The sequence below is a fragment of the Streptomyces sp. WM6378 genome, from assembly GCF_001279695.1.
Taxonomy (GTDB): Bacteria; Actinomycetota; Actinomycetes; order Streptomycetales; family Streptomycetaceae; genus Streptomyces.
Map to the genome: position 1 here is coordinate 108,352 of NZ_LGDD01000306.1, position 22,620 is coordinate 130,971.

Here is a 22,620-nt window from a genome sequence, read left to right on the forward strand (position 1 = left end):
TGGGAGACTCGCCCCCATGAACGGCAAGGCGACGACCACCCGGACCAGGCTGGAGCGGGGCCGCAGTGCGCTCGGACCCGCGCTCGAACTGGTGCATACCGGCCGTGCGCCGACCCGCGCCGTGCTCACCGCCGAACTGGGCGTCACCCGCGCCACCGCGGGCGCCGTCGCCGCCGAGCTCGAAGCGCTCGGCCTGATCCAGGTCGATTCCCGGCCCGCCGCGGCCGGCTCCCAGGGCCGCCCCTCGCACCGGCTCGCCGTCAACGAGACAGGGCCCGTCGCGCTCGCCGCACAGGTCCACGCCGACGGCTACCGGGCCGCCCTGGTCGGCCTCGGCGGCGAGATCGTCGCCACCGACCCCGGCTGTGTGATCGTCTCGGCCGATCCGGCCCAGGTCCTCGGCGAGGTCGTCGATGCGGGCGCGGCGCTCCTCAAGGGCACCGGCCGCCGCTGTGTGGGCGCGGGCCTCGCCGTGCCCTCCGCCGTCGCCGAACCGGAGGGCACCGCGCTCAACCCGCTGCATCTGGCCTGGCCCGCCGGCTCCCCGGTGCGCGAGATCTTCGCCGAATGCGTCCGGGCGGCCGGCATCACGGGCCCCGCCTTCACCGGCAACGACGTCAACCTCGCGGCCCTCGCCGAGCACCGGCACGGCGCGGGCCGCGGCGCTCAGCACCTGCTCTGCGTCGCCACCGGCCACCGCGGCGTCGGTGGCGCGCTCGTCCTCGACGGCCGTCTGCACAGCGGGAGTTCGGGCCTGGCCCTGGAGGTCGGCCACCTCACCGTCAACCCGGACGGCCGCCCCTGCTACTGCGGCAGCCGAGGCTGCCTCGACGTAGAGGCCGACCCGCTCGCCTTCCTCACGGCGGCGGGCCGAACCCCCGGGCCCGAGGTGTCGCTCCTCGAACAGTCACGGGCCCTGCTGCGCCACGAGTACGCGGACGTCGCGATCCGGCACGCCGCCGAGGGGCTCATCGACCGGCTCGGCCTCGGCCTCGCCGGACTCGTCAACATCCTCAACCCCGACCGGATCATCCTCGGCGGCCTGCACAAGGCGCTCCTGGAGGCGGACCCGGACCGGCTGCGGGCCGTCGTGGCCGACCGGAGTCTGTGGGGCCGGAGCGGCGGCGTCCCGATCCTCGCCTGCTCCCTCGACCACAACAGCCTGGTCGGAGCGGCCGAGCTGGCCTGGCAGCCGGTGCTCGACGACCCGCTCGGCGCGCTCACTCACCAGGCGTAGACCCGCGCCGGATTGGCGATGAGGATCTGCTCCAACACCCCTTTCCCCAGGGCGAGTTCGAGCCTGGGCCGCACCCGGCGCAGCAGATACTGCATGCCCGGGGTGTCCGGGGTCACCGTGTCCCCGCCCAGCAGCAGCCGGTCGGCGAACCCGGCGTCCGCGAGCGCCCGCAGCGCGTCCGGCATCCGCCAGTCGGTGGCGTGGTTGGCCCGTGACGGCCCGTCGAAGGCGAGGTTGGCACCCGCTTCGGCGGCCAGGCGGTGCGCGGCGAAGTCGGGGGAGCGGTTGAGGTGGCCGAGGATCACCGAGCCGGGCGGCACCTCCAGCTCCCCGCACAGCAGGTCGAGTACGTCGAGTGCGCCCGTGCCCAGCTCCAGATGGACGGCGACCGGCGCGCCCGTGCGGTGGTGCGCCTCGGCGGCCGCCCGCATCGTGAGCGTGGCGTGCTCGTCGAGCCCGTGGAAGCCGCCCGCCACCTTGATCAGGCCCGCCCGGACGCCCGTGTCCCCGATGCCCTCGATCAGCTCGCCGACGAAGAGCTCGGCCAGCCGGTCGCGTACCGAATCGAGCAACTCGCCGGAATAGTGGGCGGCTTGGTGCAGTCCGGTGGCGGCGATGATCCGCACCCCCGACTCCCGTGAAAGGGCGGGCAGTTCGGCGATGCGGCGCCCCATGCCGTACGGCGTCCACTGCACCACCGTGCCACCGCCGAGCGCGCCGAACCCGGCGAGTCGGGCCGCCGCGTCCCCGACGTCGTCGACCTCCTGACCCGGCAACCGCGGGCTGCGGATGAAGAGATGGTCGTGCGCGTCGACGACGCCGAGCCGGTCGGCCGGCACCTCGCCGAGCACCGTGTGCGCCGCCTTCACCACTGCCGTCCCGACCGCAGCCCCGCACGCCCGGGCTCCGACAGGTGAAGCACCTGGAACCGGTCGCCTTCCGCCGGTGGATCGGGCTGCTCCCAGAGCGTGAACCGCACCAGTTCCCACCGGCTCGGGTCGATGGCCACGGCGCTCGCCACCACTCCGGGTTCCGGCGTCCGGGCCACCTCGTCCGTCACGAACCGGGCCGGTTCGACGCCTTCCGGCACGGGCACGCGCAGGCTGGTCGCCGTGGTCGGCCCGGCCCCGGACGCGGGTCCATCGGCGTACGACAGACCCGCCCAGTGCCGCACCCGCGGACGCCCGAAGTCGTTGACGATCCCCTGGAAACCGGGACCCCAAAGGAAGGAGTTCATTCCCTCGGGGGTGGCCCAAAGGTAGAACGGGGCATAGGAGTTGACCGGCGATTCGGTCCCGCGCTCGCGCATCAGATAGGCCTTGAGGCCGAGCCCGGGGAAGTCGTCCAGGAGGTGGCCCCGGGTGGCGACGCGCTTGCGGATGATCTCCATGTCGTAGTCGGCGGGCAGCGTGATCTCGTACTGCATGGCGTGCATCGCGCACTCCTCAGGATGCGGGGCCGGTCACGGCCGGGTACGTGTCGGCTCCGACGTGGCGGTCCCACTCGATGGTCGTGCCGTCGGCGGCGGCCTCGACGACCGCGAGATGCGTCATGAACGTGCGCGGCCCGGCGCCGTGCCAGTGCCACTCGTCCGGCTCGATCCAGACCGTGTCGCCCGCCCGGATCGGCTCGATCCCGCCGCCCCGGCGCTGCACCAGGCCCTCGCCCTCGGTCACGTGAAGGACCTGGCCGTGCGGGTGGCGGTGCCAGGCGGTGCGGGCACCCGGGGCGAAGTGGACGCTGAACATCCGTAGCCGGGACGGGGGTTGGGGCGCGGCGATCTCGTCCAGCCACACCGTGCCGGTGAAGTGCTCGGCCGGTCCGGGCCGGGTGTCGGGGCGCTGACGGGTGATGTGCACGTACGACCGTTCCTTCGCTGGGGGTTGGCGGTGGTCACTGGGTTTTGGCGGCGGGGGCGAGCAGCGAGAGCAGGCCGCGCACGCCCGCGTCGAAGGCGTCGGGCGAGCCGGAGGCGCGGGCCAGGACGTAGCCGCCCTGGACGGTCGCCACCACGGCCGCGGCGATCTCCCGCGGCACCAGCGTGTCAGCGAACTCGCCCTGGTCCAGGCCCTCTTGGACGATCTCGGCGATCCGGCCGCGCAGCCAGTCGAGCGTCTCGTCGACCGGCGCGCGCAGCTCGGCGCCGGCGATGATCTCGGGGTCCATGGTGAGGCGCCCGACCGGGCAGCCGCGCAGCACGTCGCGCTCGCGCAGCAGGTACGCCGAGATCCGCTCGTACGCCGTGCCACCGCCCCCGAACGTGGCCTCGGTGGCGGCACGCATCTCCTCGGCGGTGCGCCGGATCGCGGCGAGTGCCAGATCGGGCTTGCCCGCGAAGTGGTGGTACATGCTGCCCTGTCCCGCGCCCGCCTGCTGCTGGATCGCCTTCGGGCTGGTGCCTACGTAGCCCCGCTCCCACAGCAGCTCGCGGGTGGCTTCGATCAGACGCTCCGGAGTGCTCATGAAGCCACTGTACATACCAGTAGGTACAGAATCCAGAGCAGTCACCGGAACCCGATCTACTCCCTGCGGGGTACGCCGACTGCCGCTGGCCGTACGACGACTCGGACCCCCTTGCGGCGGGAGGCTCGAAGCAGCGAGAAACCACCCCACCGAGGGAGCTGACCGAGATGAACACCCTGGCCTACGCAGGACCCGGACCCTGGATCTTCTTCGTCCCGCTGGTATGGGCGGCCGTGATCTTCACCGTCGTCACGGTGCTGCGCCGCACCGGTTGGCGGGGCCGCCGCGGACCGTGGCGCCCGCCCATGGACGACCGCTCGCCCATCGCCGTCCTCGGCCGCCGGTTCGCGGCCGGAGAGATCGACGAGGAGGAGTACTGGCGCCGGATCTCCGTCCTGGAGGAACACTTCGGACGGACGAACCCGACTCCTGGGGGCAAGGGTGGTGCGGCATGAGCACCGCCGTCCGCACCGCCATCGCCGCCCGGGTCGTCGACGCCGTGAAGGTGTACGGCACCGGTGACACCGAAGTGAGGGCCCTGGACGGGGTGAGCGTCGACTTCCACGCCGGACGCTTCACCGCGATCATGGGGCCCTCGGGCTCCGGCAAGTCCACCCTCATGCACTGCGCCGCCGGGCTCGACACCCTCAGCGCCGGCGCCGCCTTCATCGGAGACACCGACCTGAGCGCCCTCGACGACCGCAGGCTCACCCTGCTGCGCCGCGAACGCGTCGGATTCGTCTTCCAGGCCTTCAACCTGATCCCCACGCTCACCGTCGCCGAGAACATCACGCTGCCCCTCGACCTCGCGGGGCAGCGCGGCGACCGCGAATGGATCGACGCGCTCATCGACACCGTCGGCCTCCGCGACCGCCTTCACCACCGCCCCGGTGAACTCTCCGGCGGCCAGCAGCAACGGGTCGCCGTGGCCCGCGCCTTCGCCGGCCGCCCGGACGTCGTCTTCGCGGACGAGCCGACCGGAAACCTCGACTCGCGCTCCGGTGAGGAAGTCCTTCGACTGCTCGGCCGGACCGTGCGCCAGACCGCCCGCACCGTCGTCATGGTCACCCACGACCCGGTCGCCGCCGCCCACGCGGACGAGGTGCTCTTCCTTGCCGACGGCCGACTCGTCGACCGGATGCCGGACCCCACCGCGGACCGTGTCCTGGACCGCATGCGCCTGCTCTCGCAGGGCGAGGACAGCATCAACTCCCTTGGGAGGCAAGGGACATGAACGCCTCGCTGCGCCTCAGCCTCAACTCCCTGCGCTCCCACCGGCGCCGCTTCGCGGGCACCTTCGTCTCCGTCCTCCTCGGCGTCGCCTTCCTCGCCGGGACGCTCGTCATGGGCGACACCCTCCGCGCCAGCTTCGACACCCTCTTCACCAGCGCCAACGGCGGCACGGACGCCGTCGTCCGCAGCGCCGACGTCGTCACCGTCGCCGGGCAGGGCCAGGGCGCCCGCCGCCCCGTCGACACCGCGCTACTGACCAAGATCCAAGCCGTTTCCGGCGTCGCGGCCGCCGCCCCCGTCGTCGATGGCTCGGGCCAGCTCGTCGGCGCCGACCACAAGCCCATCGGCGGCCAGGGCCCGCCCACCCGCGCCGGGAACTGGATCGCCGACCCGAAGCTCAACCCGTACCAACTGGCCGAGGGCCGTGCCCCGCAGGCGCCCGGCGAGGTCGTCGTCAACCGGGGTGCCGCCGGCAAGGGCGGCCTGAAGCTCGGCGACACCACCGTGCTGCGCGCCCCGGACCCCGTCACCGTCCGCATCGTCGGCATCGCCACCTTCGGCGGCCAGGACGGCATGGGGCAGGTCACCTACGCCGGACTGACCCTGGCCGACGCGGAGAAGTACCTCACCCCCAAGCCGGGCGAGGCCTCCTCCATCGCCGTCCGCGCGGGCCCCGGCGTCAGCCAGCAGCAGCTCGTCGACCGGCTGACTCCCGTACTGCCGACCGGAGTTGAGGCCATCACCGGCAAGGCCGCCTCGGCCGAGAGCCTCGACATGGTCGCCGGAACGTTCCTCGACCTCTTCACCACCCTCCTCCTCGTCTTCTCCGGCATAGCCCTGCTCGTCGCGACCTTCTCCATCCACAACACCTTCGCGATCGTCGTCGCCCAGCGCACCCGCGAGAACGCCCTGCTCCGCGCGCTCGGCGCCGCACGGCGGCAGGTCACCGCGGCCACGCTCGCCGAGGCCACGGCCGTCGCGTTCGCCGCGTCGGCCGTCGGTGTGCTCGCCGGCATCGGCATCGCGGCCGGACTCCAAGCACTCTTCCCGGCCATCGGATTCCCCTTCCCCGACGGAGACTTGGTGATCAGCGCGCTCTCCGTCGCACTCCCCATCGCCGTCGGCGTCCTGGTCTGCCTCGGCTCGGCGCTGCTGCCGGCGCTGCGGGCCGGCCGCACCGCACCGCTGGCCGCGCTGCGCGAGACGGCCGTCGACCAGTCCGGCGCCTCCCGCACGCGCAAGCTCACCGGCGGCATCCTGCTCCCGGCCGGTGTCGCGGTCACCCTCGCCGGAGTGCTCGCCGGCCCGAACGTGCTGCTCGCCGGGGCAGGCGCGGTGCTGACCCTGGCCGCCTTCGTGGTGCTGGGCCCCGTCGCGTCCACGTACGCCGTACGTTTCCTCGGCGGCCCGCTCGACAGGGTGCGCGGCGTCACCGGCTCGCTCGCCCGGCGCAACGCGCTGCGCAGTCCCAAGCGCACCGCCGCCACCGCGACCGCGCTGATGATCGGCGTCGCCGTCGTCTCCCTGTTCACCGTCTTCGGTGCCTCACTCAAGGCGACCATGGACCAGACGGTGTCGAAGTCCTTCGCGGGCGATGTCGCCGTCAGCGCCCGGGCGTTCGGCGCGGGCGGCGCCGGCCTCAGCCCCCAACTCGCCCCCGCTGTGGCCGAGTTGCCCGAGGTGAGGACCGCCGTCGGGCTCGGCAAGGGCGTCGCGGACGTCGACGGAGGCGGGCGCGCCCTGACCGTCACCGACCCGGCGAGACTCTCCGGCGTGCTCGACCTGGGCAGGGTCGAGGGATCGCTGAGCAGCCTCGGCGCGGACGGCCTCGCGGTCTCCACCGACGAGGCCGACAAGAAGGGCTGGCACGTCGGCTCCACGACCCGACTCGCCTTCCCCGACGGCCAGAAGCAGACCTTCACCGTCCGCGCCGTCTACGCGGAGAAGGACCTGGCGGGCGACTACCTGCTCACCCGCGAGGCCTGGGCCCCGCACCGCGGCCAGGACTCCGACAGCCTGGTGGCGGTCTCGTTCAAGCCCGGCGTCCCGCTCGCCGAGGGCAAGCGGGCGGTCGAGCGGACCGCCGCCGCGTACGGGAGCCCCGAGGTACAGACCCGTGCCGAGTACGCCGCCTCCTCGGCGAGCGGCATCGACATGATGCTCACCCTGGTCTACGCCCTGCTGGCACTCGCCGTCGTCATCGCCCTGCTCGGCATCGCCAACACCCTGACCCTCGCCGTCCACGAACGCACCCGGGAACTCGGGCTGTTGCGCGCGGTCGGCCAGACCCGGGCCCAGTTGCGGGCCATGGTGCGCTGGGAGTCGGTGCTGGTCGCCGCGTTCGGCACGGCGGGCGGGCTCGGGCTCGGCGCGTTCCTCGGCTGGGTGCTCGTCAAGGCGTCCGACTCGGCGGGCACCAGTGCCTTCGCGCTGCCGCCGCTCCCGTTGACGGTGGTCGCCCTCGTCGGCCTGCTGGCCGGGGCGGTGGCGGGCTTGCGGCCCGCGCGCCGGGCGGCGCGACTCGACGTACTGCGTGCGATCGCGACCGAATAGCACCCGTCACCCGTCCCGCCCGGTCAGGCACGGGCTCTCAGCGCGCGACGGGCGACCGGGTGACGCCGGTCGCCCGTCCGCGCACCGCGCGCGAGGGCCGCGCCTGAGTGAAAGGAGTGCTCGCCGCCGCGCCGTACAGCGGGTACGGCGGCAGAGCGATGGCGGGGGAGGGCGCGGTGAGCGTGAACCACACGGCCTTGCCGGACTCACCCAGCGGGCGGACGCCCCAGCTCTCGCTGACCGCGGCTATCAGGGCAAGACCGCGGCCGTTGGTGGCGAGCGCTTCGGCGTTGCGCACGGCGGGCAGCGTCGGATCGTGGTCGTGGACGGAGATGGTGAGCCGGTCGAGCAGCAGCTCGATCTCCACGGTGCATACCTTGTCCGGCTCGGCATGCCGGTGGACGTTGGTGAGCAACTCGGTGACACCGAGCGCCGCCTCGTCTATCAACGGGTCCAGATGCCAGTAGCGCAACTGCGCCGATACGATTCTGCGGACCTGTCCGATCCGCGACGGCAGGGCTTGGAGCTCCACCGTGCACTGCCTGCTTGGCTGGCTGATCACGGTTGCGACTCCCCGAATGAGGTCCGGAAGTAGCTGTCTGGTCCGGCGGCCCTGCTCGCAGCGTCACCGCCGGTCAACCCTCAGTGATGTGACACCAGCGTGGCCCAAGGGTTCGCACTGCGCAACTCCGCCCCCGGGGCCACACGCGTTTCAGCTGTGCGCGCCGTGCGTCGTCTGCCGTATGGCCTGCAGGAATCGCTGGGTCAGATCGGGGCCGCGTGAGCGGTCCGGCTCCTCGCCCATCGTCAAGCGGTAACGGGTGCCGTTCAGCCGTGCCACCGTCCGGTCCTCCTTGGCGAGCCACGGCAGCCAGGGGCGCGCCGCGCTGACCGTGTCGACGGGCGCACTGTCGATCTCCCGCCCGTTGCTGGTGAGCAGGGCGAGCCGACCGTCCTTGATCAGCACCTGGCCGGCCCTCGTCAGCGAGCGGGTCCACCGCTCGATCCGTACGCCCTTCGCACTGAACTCGGGTTCCGCCATGACCGTCCGGCCCCCTTCGCATCGTTCCTGGTGGGCAGTGTGCACAACGACGAGCCTACGCACCAGGGCGCACGGAGGATCGGGTCCGGGCCAGCGTCGTCCGGTGGTCACCAGGCGCCCCACAAGCCACTCCTATGGATCCCCAAAGGGAACGTTTGTGCAGGTGGGAGCGGTATTGTCAAGCGTGGGGGCGGCACACAGACACGACGAGGAGTGGCATGGAAACCATCGATGTGGACCGCAGCGATCCCGAGTACCGCGCCTGGCTGAAGGAGGCCGTGCGCAAGGTCCAGGCCGATGCCAACCGCTCCGCCGACACCCATCTCCTGCGCTTTCCCCTCCCCGAGGCCTGGGGCATCGACCTCTACCTCAAGGACGAGTCGACGCATCCCACCGGCAGCCTCAAGCACCGCCTCGCCCGCTCGCTGTTCCTGTACGGCCTGTGCAATGGCTGGATCCGGCCGGGCAAGCCCGTCATCGAGGCGTCCAGCGGCTCGACCGCCGTCTCCGAGGCATATTTCGCCAAGCTGATCGGCGTGCCCTTCATCGCCGTGATGCCCCGCACCACCAGCGCCGAGAAGTGCCGCCTGATCGAATTCCACGGCGGCCAGTGTCACTTCGTCGACGACTCGATGAAGATGTACGAGGAGTCCGCGGTGCTCGCCGCCGAGACCGGCGGCCACTACATGGACCAGTTCACCTACGCGGAGCGGGCCACCGACTGGCGCGGCAACAACAACATCGCCGAATCGATCTACCAGCAGCTGAAGTTGGAGCGCTACCCCGAGCCCGCCTGGATCGTCGCCACGGCCGGCACCGGCGGCACCTCGGCCACCATCGCGCGCTACGTGCACTACATGCAGCACGACACGATGATCTGCGTCCCCGACCCGGAGAACTCCTGCTTCTTCGACGGCTGGACCCAGGGCGACCCGCTCGCCTCCAGCGACTGCGGCTCGCGCATCGAGGGCATCGGCCGGCCCCGCATGGAGCCCAGCTTCGTGCCCGGCGCCATCGACCGGATGATGAAGGTGCCGGACGCGGCGAGCGTCGCGGCCGTACGCGCCCTGGAGAAGGCCATCGGCCGCAAGGCGGGCGGTTCCACGGGCACCGGCTTGTGGAGCGCCCTGAAGATCGTCGCCGAGATGGTCGCCGAGGGCCGCACCGGCAGCATCGTCACCCTGCTCTGCGACCCGGGCGACCGCTACCTCGACAAGTACTACTCGGACGGCTGGCTCGCCGAGCAGGGCCTCGACATCGCCCCGTACACCGAGACGCTCGACACCTTCCTGGAGACCGGGGTCTGGCCGGCCCGGTGAGCTGTCCGGAACGGGACCTTCTGCCCGTGCGGGACCCCGGGACGCGTGCCAGGGTGACGTCATGGACACGCGCCCGGTAGTTGTCGCCGTAGACGGATCCGAGCACAGTCTGCGGGCCCTGGAATGGGCCATTCCCACCGCCCGCAGACTGGCCGCCGACCTGGTCATCGCTCATGTCCTGCCCGACGCCGCACAGCTCTGGGCGGCCCGCCGGTCCACGCTCGGCCCGGGCCCGGCGCTGAACGACCCGGTCACCGACCGGGTCCGCGCCGCGCTCTCGGGCCGCGACGAACTGCCCTCGGTGCGGTTCGACTCGCTGGAGGGCGAAGTGGCCGACGCGCTGCACGCGTTGGGCGCCGAGGCCCGGATGCTGGTGATGGGCTCGCGCGGCCGAGGCGGCTTCGCCAGCCTGCTGCTCGGCTCCAACAGCCTGGCCGTGGCGAGCCGGGCACCCTGCCCCGTGGTGGTCGTGCCGCCCCTGGCCCGCACGGGCGAGGACGAGCGGACGACGGGCCGGGTCGTGCTCGGCCTCAACCTCGGCGACACCGTGGACGAAGTCATCGACTTCGCCTTCGTGGAGGCCCGGGCGCGGAACGTGCCGCTCCAGGTGCTCTCGGCCTATCCGGCACCGCCTCCGGCCGCCCTGATGGTCGCGGGCGAGTTCCCGCCGGGCAGGCTGGACGCCGATCAGTACGAACCCGCCGAGCGGGACGTGAAGCGCGAGCAGGGCGAGCGGCTGCGCCCCTTCCAGGAGCGGTTCCCCGACGTCGAGGTGGACGCCGTGATCGCGCCCGCGGACGCCGCGGGCCACCTCGTCGACGCCTCGGCCTCGGCCGCGCTGATCGTGGTCGGCCGCCACCGCCGCCGCCTGAAGCCGGGCTCCCTCCTGATGGGTTCCGTGGCTCATGCGGTGCTGCACCACGCGGAGTGCCCGGTGGCGGTCGTGCCGGCACGGGAGGAGGCCTGAGCGGGGCCCTGTTTCCGGCCCCTTCAACTGCCGCCCGCCGACGCCGTGTTGAGCCCGCCACAGCGTTGACCCGCAGTTTGCCCCCGACGGCGACTTTGCTGTCTACGGTGGGAAAGATCCACTGAACGGCGGCACGGGGAACACGGGGAGCTGTCATGCCATCTGTACTGATCGTCGGCGGGGGACTGGTGGGCCTGACCGCCGCCCTGTGCCTGGAGTACCACGGGGTCGACTACGTCCTGGTGGAGCGCAACACCGAGCCGACGGTGCTGCCCCGCTCGCGGGGCATGCACACCCGCGCCGTGGAGATCTTCCGGCAGCTCGGCGTCGAGGACGCCGTACAGGCCGCGAGCGCGTCCGCCCTTAAAATGGGCAGGTTCGGCGGCGCGCGAAGGGGCCGGAGCATCGCCGAATCCGAGGCGCTCGACCTGCGCCACGTCTTCGCCACCGGCGCCATGGTCGGCGCCGACGAAAGCCCCTCCGCCTTCTGCTTCTGCCCTCAGGTGCTCCTCGAACCCGTCCTGCGCGAACTGGCCGAACAGCGCGGCGGCGACATCCGCTTCGGCACCGAGCTGACCGCGTTCACCCAGGACGACGACCGGGTGACCGCCACCCTCAGGGACCGGACCACGGGCCGCACCGACACCGTGTACGCCGACTACCTCCTCGCGGCCGACGGCGCGGGCAGCCCGATCCGCACCACCCTGGGCATCACCAGTACCACCCGCCCCGCCACCCACCACTACCTCAACCTCTACTTCCGCGCCGACCTCACCGAGTTGGTGCGCGACCGCACCTTCAGCCAGTGCGAGATCACCGGCCCCGAGGTGTCCGGCCTGTTCCTGGCCAAGAACAACACCGACGAGTGGTCCTTCCACCTCGCCTACGACCCGGCGCGCGAGAGCCCGCGCGACTACTCCGACGAGCGGTGCGTCGCCCTGCTGCGCACCGCCATCGGCGCCGACGACCCCGAGCTCCGCATCGACCTGCTCGCCCGCGCCGCCTGGGACACCGGCACCGCGGTCGCCGACGCCTACCGCGGCGGCCGGGTCTTCCTGGCCGGCGACGCGGCCCACCGGCACGCCCCCTGGGGCGGCTTCGGCGCCAACACGGGCATCGCCGACGTGCACAACCTGGCCTGGAAACTGGCCGCGGTCCTGCGCGCGGAAGCGCCGGACGCCCTCCTGGACACATACGAGCCCGAGCGCCGCCCGCGCGGCCTGCTCGTGGCCGAACAGGCCTGGCTGCGCACCGAGTTCCTCGCCCGGTACGGCATCCGCACCCCGCGGAACGCCGAGGCGCTGGACCGCCAGCTGGGCACCGGCGAGATCATGACCCGCTACCGGTACGCGTCTGCCGCCGTCCACGGCACCCCGGCCGGGGACACGGTCGACCTGCTCGCGGGCCAGACCGGCACCCGCACCCCGCACCTCTGGCTCGACCGCGACGGCGTCCGCCTGTCCACCCTCGACCTGTGCGGCCCGGGTTTCACCCTGCTCACCGGCGGCGACGCCGAAGGGGACGCCGCCTGGGCCGACGCGGCCAAGGCGCTGCCGGTGACGGTCCATCACATCCGAGGCGTGGAGGCGGACTTGGCTGCGGAGCAGGCCGTACTGCGTGACGGTGAGGGCGCCTGGCCGAGCCTGGTCGGGCTGCCTCCGCGGGGCGCGCTGCTCGTCCGCCCGGACGGTTTCGTGGCGGCCCGCTCCGACGAGGGGCTCACGCCCGACACCCTCGACGAGACATGGCGATCCGTCACCAGCCGTTGATACAGGGCGAGTCGAGGCTGCTCAGGTGGTCTGCGAGCCCGTGAGTCGACGGTCCAGCTTGCGCATCGCGCCCTTGAAGGACTGGCCGATGCCCGGCCCTGCCGCCCGCATCGCCAGGCGGAACAGCGCAGGGCCGTCGCTCGCCATCGTCCAGCGCACGGTGGTCCCGGAGCCGGCCGGAGTGAGCCGCCAGTCCTCCAACAGGGCCCCCATGCCCGGGGCGTTGGTCTCGTCGATCCGGTAGGCGTAGCGCTCGCCCGGGACCGTCGCCATGATCGTCTCGTGGAAGAACACCCCGCCCCGCAGCCTGATCTCGCGCCCGGCCCCGCCGTCCAGGGGCCGGGCCGCGGCGACAGGGGAGAACCAGGCGGGCGTCTCGGACACCTCCTCGGCGAGCGCGCGGTAGACGGCCGCGGGCCCGGCCGAGACGCGGGTCGTGAACACCAGCCGCACCGGCGCCGACTCGGCGAAGTCGAGTTCCACGGACCTGAGTCGGCGAGCCATGACGCATACCTCCGGGCGGTCGGGTGAGCGAGAACCCTCGTGGGCGGGCCCGCGCCGGATCGCGTACGAGACAGCCGTACGAATCCGGCGTGGCAAGGCCCGCACACCATAACTGGCGGACCGTCAGAAGTCTGCGGAGCCGCCGGTCTCGACGCCGTTGTCGGGGATCTCCCCCGCCACCACGAGGTCGCGCAGATGCTCGGTCATCTCCTCGCGGGACCGGTCCGACAGGCCGGCGTCCGTCACCAAGGAGTCGACCTGGTCGAGCGAGGCGAACGAACTCAGCCCCACCGTCCCCCACTTGGTGTGGTCCGCGATCACCACGACCCGCCGCGCCGACTGCACGAACCGGCGATTGGTCTCCGCCTCCGCGAGGTTGGGCGTGGAGAGCCCGGCCTCCATCGAGATGCCGTGCACCCCGATGAACAGCACATCGAAGTGGAGCGAACGGATCGCCGCGTCGGCGACCGGCCCCACCAGCGTGTCGGAGAGCGTCCGCACCCCGCCCGTGAGGACCACGGTCGCGGCCCCCGGACGCGGCCCGGAGCCCGCGGGCGAGCGCTGGGCGGCATGGAACACATCGGCGACCTGCACCGAGTTGGTCACCACCGTCAGCTCCGGCACGTCCACCAGCTGCTGGGCGAGCGCGTACGCCGTCGTGCCGCCGGCCAGCGCGATCGCGCTGCCGGGCACGGCCATCCTGGCCGCCTCCCGCGCGATGTCCTGCTTGGCGCTCAGCTCAAGGGTCGACTTCGCCTCGAAGCCGGGCTCGTGCGCCGTGGCCTCCGCTACGGGCACCGCCCCGCCGTGCACCTTCTCGATCACGCCCTGGCGCGCGAGGGCGTCCAGATCCCGGCGGACCGTCATGTCGGAGACGTTGAGCTTCCGGGTGAGCTCGTTGACCCGGACCCCGCCACGCCGTCTGACCTCATCGAGGATCAGCGCGCGACGCTGCTCCGCGAGCAGATTCTGGTGGTCGCTCACTGCCGGGCCGGCCCCTTCCACATCGTCGAACACACTCGCCGGGCACATCTGCACCCCCGGCTACGGACACCCCATCCTGTCACGGGGAGATTCCGTGAGAGCACTGCACCAGGGCACCCGGATCCGAGATCCTGAATGTCCGTGCCATTCGCGCCGCCGATCCTGCCATCACGAGAGCGAGTCGCAGAAGTGTCCCGTGCCACACCCGCCGCCCAGGCCGGTGCCCCAGCAGCCGAGAGCGGCGGCCCCGCCCTCGAACTGCTGGTCCACGGCGTCGGGGGCACCACACCGCAGAAGATGCTCGACGACCCGCGCACCGTGTGCGTCACCGGCGACGACACCGCCGCGATCTACCGGCGCGGCGAGGACGCCGACGCCGAAGCCCACCCCGAGCGCTACCGCGACCGTCCGGTGCCCGAGGCGTACGTCTGGTGCAACCTGACCTCCGGCAACAGCGCCCGCGCCCTGTGGCTGCTCCTGCTGCCGTTCATGGTGATCAACCTCGCGCACTGGATGCGGCCGCCCGCCAAGGAGCCGCACTGGGCGATCCGGCTGTACGGGGTCCTGGTGCGGCTCATCGCGCTCAGCCTCACCGTGCTGTTGGTGGCCGCCGCCTGCGAGGTCGCGCTCGATCTCACGGCCTGGCAGTGCGCGGGCTCGGCCGCCTGCTCGCGGTCCTGGTACTGGCTGGGCTTCACCTCCGTCGCCCACCACGGCTGGTGGTCACAGCCCGGCCGCCGCCTGGCCCTGGCGGCGCTCGCGCCCGCGGGTCTGACCTTCCTGCTCTGGTACCTCTCCAACCGCACCTGGAGCGCGTACGAGTCCCAGCAGCCGCTGAACGCCGAGCCTGCCGCCGACCCCGTCGAGGCCGTCAAGCCCGCCTTCAGCAGGCCCGGATTCTGGTACGGCAGGCGTCTGGTGGCGCGGCTCCGCGCCGCCCACACCGCCGCCGGGTTCCTGACCGCCGCCGCGGGCGTGACGGCCGCCGCAGCCCGCTACGACCGTGCCGCCACCAGCGCCGTCTTCGAGACCCTGGGCCTGCTCCTGGAGTCAACTCTCGCCGTAGCTGGGCTAGTTGTGGTGTGGGTGGTGTGCCGCAGGGGACGTACCGAAACGCATCTCGACGAGCAGCTCGACCGGGCCGTCACCGCCTGGCTGCCCGTCACCTCGCTCGCCCTGCTCGCCCTCGCCATGGTGTACGCGGCCTGGGACCGCGCCGACTGGGCCTCCTCCGGCACCCTGCCCGGCGACCGCGCCTTCGGCTTCCTGACCTTCGCCCAGGGGGTGTTGATCACCGCGCTCGCCGCCGTGGCCTGGCACCTGCGACGCTGGGCACCGGGGGAACGCACCGCTCTGTACGGACTCGGCGGTCCCGCCGTCGCCATGCTCGCCTGCGCGCTCGGCGGTGTGATGACGGGCGGCGTGGCCCAGCGCGTCGCCGACTGGGTGGACCACGGCGCCATCCACCGGGCGTCCTTCATCGGGCCGCCCGCGCTGCTGACGTGGCAGGCCTCGGTGATCCCCGTCCTGTTGGCCCTGCTGATCCCCGTCGTGCTGTTCTTCGCCGTCCGCACGTGGCGCACCGCCCGCGCCGACGCCCCGCGCGTCATGGCGGACTACCCCGTCGAACAGCCCGACACCGCCCGCACCCGCCAGATCGCGAGCGCCCGCGCGATGGCCGGGCTCACCGACCACGCCCCCGTCTTCCTCGGCATCGTCTCCGGCGCGTCCCTGCTGCTCGGCGCCGCGGCCCTCGTCGGCGCGTGGTGGACCAGCGACGTACCGGAGCAGGCGGCCGACGGCGCGGCCACGCCCATCGCCTTCGCCGCCGACGCCGCCCAGTCGCTCGGCTCCTGGTGCACCGGCTTCGGCTTCCTGCTCTTCGTCACCTGGGGCCGGCGCGCCTACAAGGACGCGGCGGCCCGCCGCACCGTCGGCATCCTGTGGGACGTCGGCACCTTCTGGCCGCGCGCCGCACACCCCTTCGCGCCGCCCTGCTACGCCGAGCGGGCCGTGCCCGACCTCGCCTGGCGCATGAACACCTGGACCGAACGCACCGGCGGCCGCCTCGTGATCTCCGGCCACTCGCAGGGCAGCGTCCTCGCCGCGGCCGCCGTCTGGCAACTGCCCGCCGCCGCCCGGCGCCGGGTCGCCCTGCTCACCTACGGCTGCCCCGTCGAGCGGCTCTACGGACGCTGGTTCCCCACCTACTTCGGTCCCGCGCCGCTCCAGGCCCTCCACCAGGAGGTGCACTGCTGGCGGAACCTGTGGCGCGCCACCGACCCCATCGGCGGACCCGTCTTGACCGGCGACGACGTCGACAAGGGCCCGCTGCTCGACCCGCTCGCCTACGGGCGTACCCGCGAACACCCGCTGCCCGCGCCGATACTGGGCCACTCCGACTACCAGGCCGACCCGGCCTTCGGCCGCGAACGCGCCCTGCTCCTGGCCGAGCTGGCCAGCGGCGTGCCGAACCAACGGGTCGATCAGAGCAGTTCGGGCAGATCGTCCGGGTAGAGCAGGGTCAGATCGTCGGTGCTGGCCTCGGCCAGCTGGGCGACCCGGCCCGCGTGCCGCTCCACCATCGACTCGAACGTCTGGCGTGCGGTGCGCCCGTTGCCGAACGCGGCGCCCCTGGGCAGCACCGTGAAGTACTTGAGGAGGCACTCCGCGGTGCCGGAGCCGAGCCGGTACTCGTGCTCGTCCGCCTGCTGCTCCACGATGCGAAGGAGCTCCTCGGGGGAGTAGTCCGAGAACCTGATGGTCCGTGAGAAACGGGACGCCACACCGGGGTTGACGCTCAGGAACCGCTCCATCTCGGCCGTGTACCCGGCGACGATGACCACCACCGCCTCGCGGTGGTCCTCCATCAGCTTCACCAGCGTGTCGATGGCCTCGCGCCCGAAGTCGCGGCCCGAGTCCTCGGGGGACAGGGCGTACGCCTCGTCGATGAACAGCACCCCGCCGCGCGCCCGGTCGAAGGCCTCCTGGGTGCGGATCGCGGTGGACCCGATGTGCTCGCCCACCAGGTCGACGCGGGACACCTCGACGAGATGACCGCGCTCCAGGACGCCGAGGGAGGCCAGGATCTCCCCGTACAGACGCGCCACCGTGGTCTTTCCGGTGCCGGGGGAGCCGGTGAAGACGAGGTGGCGGCGGACCGAGGCCGCCTTGAGGCCGGCCTGCTGCCGCTTGCGGCCGACCTCGATCATGTCGGTGAGCGCCCGCACCTCGCGCTTGACGCTCTCCAGGCCCACCAGCGTGTCCAGCTCGCCGAGCACGGCCCCTGAAGTGCGCGCGGGCTCGGTCACCGGTTCCGCCGTTGGGGGCTCGGCGGGGCGCGGGCCGGGGACGGCGGAGAGCAGCCCCATGGTCTGCGTCGCGCTCTGCACCGCGGGCGGCTCGGCGGCGCCCGCCTTGACGCCGCTCTCGTCGCTCGTGCAGTCCTCGACGACCGCGCCGTCCTCGGAGAACTCATAGCCCCGGCGCGCACAGCGCTCGGTGCGGCAGCGCGTCAGCGTCGTACGGCAGCCGTCGATGACGTGGAAGCCGAAGCCGCCGCTGCCGGTCACCCGGCAGCTGTGGAAGGTGCCCCGGCCCTCGGCGGAGACGTAGAAACCGGCCTCGGCGGGGGAGGTGACCGTGACGCGCTCGATGCGTGGGTCGGCGCCCTTGGTGACGATGACGCCGGTCTGCGCGCCGTCGATGGTGCAGCCCGCGAGCGTGCCGCCGCTGCCGTGGTCGCGGAACCAGGCGCCGGTGGACGCCTCCCTGATCCGGCAGTCGTCGAGCTGCGCGGTCGCGCCGTCGCTCACCGACACGGCGGTGTTGCGGACCTGGGTGAGATCGCTGTCGACGACGTCGGCACGCGAGCCCCGGTCGAGCACGAAGATCGCGTCCGGTACGTCATGGACGCGGCAGCCCTCCAGGACCGCGGTCGCGCCGTCGCTGACCCACACCGCCGGATAGTCGCCCGTACTGTCGTGGATCTCGCACTGGTTGGCGTCCACCCGGGTGCCCGGGTCCCACACCGACAGGCCGTTGCGCCCGAAGCGACGGACCTTGGTGCGGGTCAGTGTGAGCACGGAGCGCGAGCGCAGATCGACCGCGTTCTCCGGGATGTCGTGGATGTCGCAGTCGGCCAGCGTGAGCACCGCGTCGGTGTCCAGGGTGATGCCGTCGGCCGAAGTGCGGTGCACCGTGCAGTCGGTGAGGTGGGCCGAGGCGCGCGAGGCGATCTGCGCCCCGGCGCCCTTGATCTCGTACACCTCGCAGCCGAGCGCCTCAAGCCCGCTGCCCTCGCCGCTGACGGCCAGCCCGGCACCGCTGGAGTGGTGCACCCGGCAGCGTTCAAGCCGGGGGTGCCCGCCGCTGTGCACCGAGACCCCGGACTGCCCGGCCGCGACGACCTCGCACTCCTCGAACACCCCGCCCGCACCGTCGAATACACCGATGCCCACGCCGCCGGGGTTGTCCACCGTGCAGCGCCGCACCGTGGGCCGCGCCCCGCCCCGCACCTCGATGCCCACCGCGGAGCGCGTCACCACCCGCAGATCGACGAGCTCGGGCGCACCGTCCTCCACGAGCAGCGCGGGCGCCGCCGCGTCCTGGCCCTCCAGGTACAGGTCCCGCACGGTCGCCGAGGCGCGCACGGTCAGCGCCACGCCGTCGGCCGGCGCGATCCGGACCGAGCCGACCGCGCCCTCGGGGCCGCGCAGCGTCACGGAGCGGCACAGCACCAGATTCTCCCGGTAGGTGCCCGGGGCGACGGTCAGGACGTCCCCGTCGCCGGCGGCCTCCAGGGCCGCGGCCAGAGAGGCGTACTCACCCGTGCGGCGGCGCCACCTCGACGTGCCCGTGTGCGTCACCTGGACCGTGCCCTGAGCCATGGTGCTGCCGTGCCCCCACCTCGTGCGTGCGACCTCGCACACACCTCGACCGTGACCTGGTTTGTGCGACTGATGGTCCACCGTAGCGCGCGCGGGGCCGGTGAGTTGACCGGTCAGCTGCCTGCGCCGGTACGGCCCCAGTCCGGACCGTATCGGGCCCACGCCCGGTCCAGTCGCTCATACCGTCGGCGTATCAGCCGCCATACGATCAACCGCCGTACGCCCTCGACGAGTCCGGCGGCCGCCGCGGCCGCGCAGATCCCCGAGAACACGGCGTGAGTGTCGGCCGCGGACAGCGCCATCGGCCGGGGCGCCGGGCGCCCGTGGTCGTCGGTCCATATCTGGAAAGTGGCGCCGGGGGCGGGCGCCTTCAGTGGCGAGGCCAGCGTCCCGGTGTGTGAACTGCCGTCGTGCGCCGTCCAGTTGGCGATCACCCGAGTGCGGGCGGCGCGGCCCATCGAGCCGTCGGGCTCCGAGGCCGGCGCGCGCTGCTCGGCCCGGCCCACCACCACGGCCGCGGTCACATGCCGGTGCCGGCGCTGCTCGGTGACCGCCTGACGCAGGCTCGCATCCGTGAGGGATCCGCAGAGCACCCCCACCGCCGGCGCGGCGAACACCATGAGCACCAGGGCCACGAGCGCCAGATGGGCCTCCGCGAAGTCGGTGCGGCGGCGCAGCGGATTGTGCCGCCAACGCCACACTCCCGTAATGGCTCGCACGGGCCACGCACCCCCTTCCGCTTCGTGCCGCCCCGGCGGGACGGCAGGCGCGCGGGTGGCACGAACAGGGATCTGATCCACCCGGCTTGCCCCGTCCAACGCGTCTGCTACCCACAGGAGTTCCCGCGTGGCGCGGAGCTATGCGAGCACCTTCAGCGTGTCACCGATGCGGATGGTGCCGGTGTCCTCGGGGATGACCAGGACGCCGAACGCCAGCGAGCCGCCGATCCGGCGGTGCCGGGCCAGGGTGCGCAGCGGCTCCCTGCCGCGCTCCGCGGTGGCCTGGTCGGTGGTGGTGATGACGCAGCGCCCGCAGGGCTTCGCCACCCGGAAGGTGACCTCCCCGATCGATATCCGCGACCAGGTGTCCTCGGCCCAGGCCTCCGTCCCGTCGAGGACCACATTGGGCCGGAACCGGTTCATCGGCAGGGGGCCCTCGGCGGGATCGTCGCCCTGCGCGATCAGCGAGTTGAGGGCGTCGAGCGAGGCGCACGTGGCGATCTGGAGCGGGTATCCGTCGGCGAAGCTGACCGTCTCGCCGTTCGGCGCGTACTTGGGGTTGATGGCCCTGCGGCGCGCCGGGTCGTCGAGGTGCATGAGCCGGACCTCGGTGCCCAGGTAGGCGCTGAACCACGCGTGGGCCTCATCGGCGGCGGTCACCGCCTCGAACTTGTTGCCGAAGAGCGTGACGCCGACGGCGGCCATCGGCTGCGGCGGCTCGACGACCAGGTCGTCACGCCCCGGCGCGGAAAGCCGCACGCCTCCGCCCGGCAGTGTGGCGGCACTGCTCAGGGCGAGGGCCGGCCGCTCGCGTTGAGTGACGGCCGTGCCGTGCGTGTCCACCAGCATCCAGCGGCGGTCCCCGGCGAGCCCCCATGGCTCGACCGCCGCTTGTGCCGTGTCGTATCCCCCGACCGACTTGACGGGATGAATGCGCATCCCGTGGACAACTGCATCAAGTGCACTGCTCATGAACACATCCTGCCAGCCGCCTCGGACAAGCGTCCGGGCGGCCGGTCCCGCTCTTGATCAGTACCCGGTGCCTTGGTAGGGCCGGTTGTACGGATCCTCGTACGGTGCGGGCGTCGGCCGCGGCGCGGCCGGCCGCATGGCCTCGTACCCGGTGCCCTGCATCGGTCGCTGCGGCATGGCCTGCTGCCCCTGGTAGCCGCGCGGGGCCGAGGGCTGCTGCGGAATGTACGGAGCGGGCGCGTGCTGCAGCGGCACCGGCTGCTGCATCTGCTGCTGGTACCCGTACGACGAGGCGTAGGAGGGGCTCGGCTGCGAAGGGGCGGCCGGCAGCGCGGGCAGCGCCGAGGGAAGCGCCGGCAGGTAGCTGCTGCCGGTGTCATAGAGGGAAGGCACTCGGATCGGGGCGATCTGAGGCGTACCCCGTTCTGCGACGAGGGAGTCGTAGATGGGGGTGTCCGGGAAGAACGGCGCGGAGTAGTAACCGCCGCCATAGGTGGAGCGGGGGGAGGTCATGGCACATAAGTTAAGCCCACGATGTGGTCGTTGGGGAGCCCCAATCTTCGGGTCATCCCTTTTACGCTGGTTTTGCCCGCCTGACCTGCTGAAACGTCGTTAATGAAGCCTTAGCAAGTGAGGGGTTCCAATCGTGCTCTCCGTTTGACGCGAAGCGACGGAGGATCTACGAAGGGTGACGGCCGCGTGGTCCTTGCCGGGGCGGGGGAGCCCCGCTCCGACGGCCGGGCGGCGGTATCAACTCATGAGGACGTCGGCTTCTCGCTCAAGGACTTGCTGGGTCGAGCCGGCACTTGGCGGTAGGTGCCTCGTCTTATGGGGCCGGGGTGTGGAGGAGTGGTGGGCTCCCCGAGGGGCGGGGCATTCCGGGCCCGGTGCTGTGCAGGCGTTCTGGTGTGGGCCTCCCGGCTTCCAACGCTGACCGGTTCGGCCAATGTCCCTTCAGGTGGGTGTAGTTAGCATGAGGTCGCCATGACCGTCTGCGGGGGTGTGTGGAAGCTCAGCATCCTGAAATGTCTGTTCGGCGGAACATGACGTTTTGGTGAATTGAACCGGGCCATGCCCGGCATCACGCCGCGGATGCTCACCCGCCAGCTGCGCGATCTGGAGGAGGACGGGCTCGTCCGGCGGACCGTCTATCAGGATATCCCGCCGACCACCGCCGAATCGTCCGCCGTGACAAGGGCCTTGGGACGCGAACCGATGGCCCGCGCGTAGAAAGCGCCCTCCGCTTGGACCGGCAGAGCCCCTCGGCAAGGTTCATCGTCCCAGGCCAGGAAGGCACTTTCGTCCGGAAGACGAAGACGACCTTGTCCCGGCTGCGCGTCGCGCTCGGTGCCGCCTCGTCGGCCGTCACCTGCGCAAGCTGGTCGAGGAGGGACTCCCGGTCGGTGCCGGTGGCGACGGCGTGGTGGTCGAAGTGGGTGCGGGGGGCGCGGGAGTGCCCGACGTCGGTGGAGCCCAACGCGGGGTGTGCGGTGAGGTGTTGGTGGAGGCGGTCCGCCCGGGCCTGGAGCGCCTGCGGCGTATGGCCCGCTGCCCAGGATGTGGCAGCGCGGGCGGGGGCGGTCAGTGTGGGGCCAAGGGGTGGGTGTCGGTGAGGAGTTGGAGGGTGCCGTGTCGCATGGCCATGAGCGAATTCGTCTCGGCCGGGCCGCCTGCGTGGAAGCAGTGCATCGCCAGATCGGCCGAAGGGGCAAAAGACCTTCCCGGCGACGAGATAAATCAGCCTTCCGGGATAAAACCTACCCAGATCACCCGCGCGGGATGGCGGTTCTGCTTACACCGGATGAGGGGCAAATAACAACAGGCTCTCAGCATTTGAGAACCCGTTTCCTTCCGTAGATCACCTGTGCTTATGATCAACACCCGCTCACCAGCGGATACGCACCACGCAAGCCGATGGGCCCCGCCCGTCGGACAGCGCATGCCTGAGGTGTGAACGCGGACCCGCGTT

General features: G+C 72.2%; 21 protein-coding genes. 9 read left to right on the top strand and 12 right to left on the bottom strand.

Going from position 1 to position 22,620, the window contains the following annotated elements; genetic code table 11:
- The first annotated feature begins 16 nt into the window (after positions 1-16).
- The gene (locus ADK54_RS28270; protein WP_053728558.1) at positions 17-1,237 is read left to right on the top strand and encodes an ROK family protein; all 1,221 of its coding nucleotides are present in this window, start codon (positions 17-19) and stop codon (positions 1,235-1,237) included.
- Here ADK54_RS28270 and ADK54_RS28275 read toward each other — a convergent pair.
- Genes ADK54_RS28275 through ADK54_RS28290 form a run of 4 tightly spaced genes read right to left on the bottom strand, consistent with a single transcriptional unit; the run spans position 1,225 to position 3,715 of the window.
- Entirely contained in the window at positions 1,225-2,109 is an 885-nt protein-coding gene (locus ADK54_RS28275; RefSeq protein WP_053728559.1) for a phosphotriesterase family protein, read from the bottom strand. The two genes, ADK54_RS28270 and ADK54_RS28275, sit on opposite strands and share 13 nt — an antisense overlap.
- Complete coding sequence (locus ADK54_RS28280; protein WP_053728560.1) at positions 2,103-2,672, bottom strand: DUF4865 family protein; 570 nt, start codon at positions 2,670-2,672, stop codon at positions 2,103-2,105. The genes ADK54_RS28275 and ADK54_RS28280 overlap by 7 nt, the downstream gene beginning before the upstream one ends.
- A gap of 10 nt (positions 2,673-2,682) precedes the next feature.
- Positions 2,683-3,096 (bottom strand): cupin domain-containing protein, encoded by a 414-nt coding sequence (locus tag ADK54_RS28285; protein ID WP_053728561.1) that lies wholly within the window; start codon positions 3,094-3,096, stop codon positions 2,683-2,685.
- A 34-nt stretch (positions 3,097-3,130) separates the two neighbouring features.
- The gene (locus tag ADK54_RS28290; RefSeq protein ID WP_053728562.1) at positions 3,131-3,715 is read right to left on the bottom strand and encodes a TetR/AcrR family transcriptional regulator; all 585 of its coding nucleotides are present in this window, start codon (positions 3,713-3,715) and stop codon (positions 3,131-3,133) included.
- A 152-nt stretch (positions 3,716-3,867) separates the two neighbouring features.
- Here ADK54_RS28290 and ADK54_RS28295 point away from each other — a divergent pair, with 152 nt between their 5' ends.
- The 3 genes from ADK54_RS28295 to ADK54_RS28305 are packed head-to-tail and all read left to right on the top strand — an operon-like array spanning position 3,868 to position 7,486.
- Positions 3,868-4,155 (top strand): SHOCT domain-containing protein, encoded by a 288-nt coding sequence (locus ADK54_RS28295; RefSeq protein WP_053728563.1) that lies wholly within the window; start codon positions 3,868-3,870, stop codon positions 4,153-4,155.
- Positions 4,152-4,934 carry an ABC transporter ATP-binding protein gene (locus ADK54_RS28300; protein ID WP_053728564.1) on the top strand — a complete coding sequence of 261 codons (783 nt, stop codon included), beginning with the start codon at positions 4,152-4,154 and terminating at the stop codon, positions 4,932-4,934. The genes ADK54_RS28295 and ADK54_RS28300 overlap by 4 nt, the downstream gene beginning before the upstream one ends.
- Positions 4,931-7,486 carry an ABC transporter permease gene (locus tag ADK54_RS28305; RefSeq protein ID WP_053728565.1) on the top strand — a complete coding sequence of 852 codons (2,556 nt, stop codon included), beginning with the start codon at positions 4,931-4,933 and terminating at the stop codon, positions 7,484-7,486. Before ADK54_RS28300 ends, ADK54_RS28305 begins: the two co-directional genes overlap by 4 nt.
- A 37-nt stretch (positions 7,487-7,523) precedes the next feature.
- On the opposite strand, the gene ADK54_RS28310 is transcribed toward ADK54_RS28305, so the two are convergent.
- Together ADK54_RS28310 and ADK54_RS28315 are read right to left on the bottom strand one after the other, a co-directional pair.
- Positions 7,524-8,048, bottom strand: a complete 525-nt coding sequence (locus ADK54_RS28310) for an ATP-binding protein (RefSeq protein WP_078966696.1) — start codon at positions 8,046-8,048, stop codon at positions 7,524-7,526.
- A 150-nt stretch (positions 8,049-8,198) separates the two neighbouring features.
- Entirely contained in the window at positions 8,199-8,528 is a 330-nt protein-coding gene (locus ADK54_RS28315; RefSeq protein ID WP_053728567.1) for a hypothetical protein, read from the bottom strand.
- A 218-nt stretch (positions 8,529-8,746) separates the two neighbouring features.
- Between ADK54_RS28315 and ADK54_RS28320 the strand changes: the two genes are divergently transcribed.
- From ADK54_RS28320 to ADK54_RS28330, 3 genes are all read left to right on the top strand, one after another.
- Positions 8,747-9,847 (top strand): PLP-dependent cysteine synthase family protein, encoded by a 1,101-nt coding sequence (locus ADK54_RS28320; protein WP_053728568.1) that lies wholly within the window; start codon positions 8,747-8,749, stop codon positions 9,845-9,847.
- A gap of 61 nt (positions 9,848-9,908) precedes the next feature.
- Positions 9,909-10,814, top strand: a complete 906-nt coding sequence (locus ADK54_RS28325; RefSeq protein ID WP_053728569.1) for a universal stress protein — start codon at positions 9,909-9,911, stop codon at positions 10,812-10,814.
- 155 nt (positions 10,815-10,969) lie between these two features.
- Entirely contained in the window at positions 10,970-12,583 is a 1,614-nt protein-coding gene (locus ADK54_RS28330) for an FAD-dependent monooxygenase (protein ID WP_053728570.1), read from the top strand.
- Between the two features lie 21 nt (positions 12,584-12,604).
- Here ADK54_RS28330 and ADK54_RS28335 read toward each other — a convergent pair whose 3' ends face one another.
- Both ADK54_RS28335 and ADK54_RS28340 read right to left on the bottom strand, forming a co-directional pair.
- Positions 12,605-13,087 carry an SRPBCC family protein gene (locus tag ADK54_RS28335; protein ID WP_199827045.1) on the bottom strand — a complete coding sequence of 161 codons (483 nt, stop codon included), beginning with the start codon at positions 13,085-13,087 and terminating at the stop codon, positions 12,605-12,607.
- A gap of 123 nt (positions 13,088-13,210) precedes the next feature.
- Positions 13,211-14,071 carry a DeoR/GlpR family DNA-binding transcription regulator gene (locus tag ADK54_RS28340; RefSeq protein ID WP_053728674.1) on the bottom strand — a complete coding sequence of 287 codons (861 nt, stop codon included), beginning with the start codon at positions 14,069-14,071 and terminating at the stop codon, positions 13,211-13,213.
- A gap of 135 nt (positions 14,072-14,206) precedes the next feature.
- On the opposite strand from ADK54_RS28340, the gene ADK54_RS28345 reads away from it, so the two are divergent.
- Positions 14,207-16,588, top strand: a complete 2,382-nt coding sequence (locus tag ADK54_RS28345; protein WP_420717412.1) for a hypothetical protein — start codon at positions 14,207-14,209, stop codon at positions 16,586-16,588.
- Here ADK54_RS28345 and ADK54_RS28350 read toward each other — a convergent pair.
- From ADK54_RS28350 to ADK54_RS28365, 4 genes are all read right to left on the bottom strand, one after another.
- Positions 16,558-18,960 carry a right-handed parallel beta-helix repeat-containing protein gene (locus ADK54_RS28350; protein WP_053728573.1) on the bottom strand — a complete coding sequence of 801 codons (2,403 nt, stop codon included), beginning with the start codon at positions 18,958-18,960 and terminating at the stop codon, positions 16,558-16,560. The two genes, ADK54_RS28345 and ADK54_RS28350, sit on opposite strands and share 31 nt — an antisense overlap.
- A 113-nt stretch (positions 18,961-19,073) precedes the next feature.
- Positions 19,074-19,679 carry a hypothetical protein gene (locus tag ADK54_RS28355; protein WP_053728574.1) on the bottom strand — a complete coding sequence of 202 codons (606 nt, stop codon included), beginning with the start codon at positions 19,677-19,679 and terminating at the stop codon, positions 19,074-19,076.
- 138 nt (positions 19,680-19,817) lie between these two features.
- The gene (locus tag ADK54_RS28360) at positions 19,818-20,651 is read right to left on the bottom strand and encodes an MOSC domain-containing protein (RefSeq protein ID WP_053728575.1); all 834 of its coding nucleotides are present in this window, start codon (positions 20,649-20,651) and stop codon (positions 19,818-19,820) included.
- A gap of 57 nt (positions 20,652-20,708) precedes the next feature.
- Positions 20,709-21,164: a DUF6643 family protein gene (locus ADK54_RS28365; RefSeq protein WP_053728576.1), complete on the bottom strand. Its 456-nt coding sequence runs from the start codon at positions 21,162-21,164 to the stop codon at positions 20,709-20,711.
- Positions 21,165-21,710: 546 nt separating this feature from the next.
- On the opposite strand from ADK54_RS28365, the gene ADK54_RS48590 reads away from it, so the two are divergent.
- Positions 21,711-21,881, top strand: coding sequence for a winged helix-turn-helix transcriptional regulator (locus ADK54_RS48590; RefSeq protein WP_324610201.1), 171 nt, complete (start codon positions 21,711-21,713; stop codon positions 21,879-21,881).
- Positions 21,882-22,620 lie beyond the last annotated feature (739 nt).

Excerpts from the sequence above, each read along its gene's own strand:
- ADK54_RS28315 (WP_053728567.1), bottom strand. The coding sequence starts at position 8,528 with ATGGCGGAACCCGAGTTCAGTGCGAAGGGCGTACGGATCGAGCGGTGG.
- ADK54_RS28360 (WP_053728575.1), bottom strand. The coding sequence starts at position 20,651 with ATGAGCAGTGCACTTGATGCAGTTGTCCACGGGATGCGCATTCATCCC.
- ADK54_RS28325 (WP_053728569.1), top strand. The coding sequence starts at position 9,909 with ATGGACACGCGCCCGGTAGTTGTCGCCGTAGACGGATCCGAGCACAGT.
- ADK54_RS28290 (WP_053728562.1), bottom strand. The coding sequence starts at position 3,715 with ATGTACAGTGGCTTCATGAGCACTCCGGAGCGTCTGATCGAAGCCACC.
- ADK54_RS28345 (WP_420717412.1), top strand. The coding sequence starts at position 14,207 with ATGTCCGTGCCATTCGCGCCGCCGATCCTGCCATCACGAGAGCGAGTC.
- ADK54_RS28320 (WP_053728568.1), top strand. The coding sequence starts at position 8,747 with ATGGAAACCATCGATGTGGACCGCAGCGATCCCGAGTACCGCGCCTGG.
- ADK54_RS28280 (WP_053728560.1), bottom strand. The coding sequence starts at position 2,672 with ATGCACGCCATGCAGTACGAGATCACGCTGCCCGCCGACTACGACATG.
- ADK54_RS28330 (WP_053728570.1), top strand. The coding sequence starts at position 10,970 with ATGCCATCTGTACTGATCGTCGGCGGGGGACTGGTGGGCCTGACCGCC.
- ADK54_RS28305 (WP_053728565.1), top strand. The coding sequence starts at position 4,931 with ATGAACGCCTCGCTGCGCCTCAGCCTCAACTCCCTGCGCTCCCACCGG.
- ADK54_RS28295 (WP_053728563.1), top strand. The coding sequence starts at position 3,868 with ATGAACACCCTGGCCTACGCAGGACCCGGACCCTGGATCTTCTTCGTC.
- ADK54_RS28300 (WP_053728564.1), top strand. The coding sequence starts at position 4,152 with ATGAGCACCGCCGTCCGCACCGCCATCGCCGCCCGGGTCGTCGACGCC.
- ADK54_RS28335 (WP_199827045.1), bottom strand. The coding sequence starts at position 13,087 with ATGGCTCGCCGACTCAGGTCCGTGGAACTCGACTTCGCCGAGTCGGCG.
- ADK54_RS28365 (WP_053728576.1), bottom strand. The coding sequence starts at position 21,164 with ATGACCTCCCCCCGCTCCACCTATGGCGGCGGTTACTACTCCGCGCCG.
- ADK54_RS28350 (WP_053728573.1), bottom strand. The coding sequence starts at position 18,960 with ATGGCTCAGGGCACGGTCCAGGTGACGCACACGGGCACGTCGAGGTGG.
- ADK54_RS28270 (WP_053728558.1), top strand. The coding sequence starts at position 17 with ATGAACGGCAAGGCGACGACCACCCGGACCAGGCTGGAGCGGGGCCGC.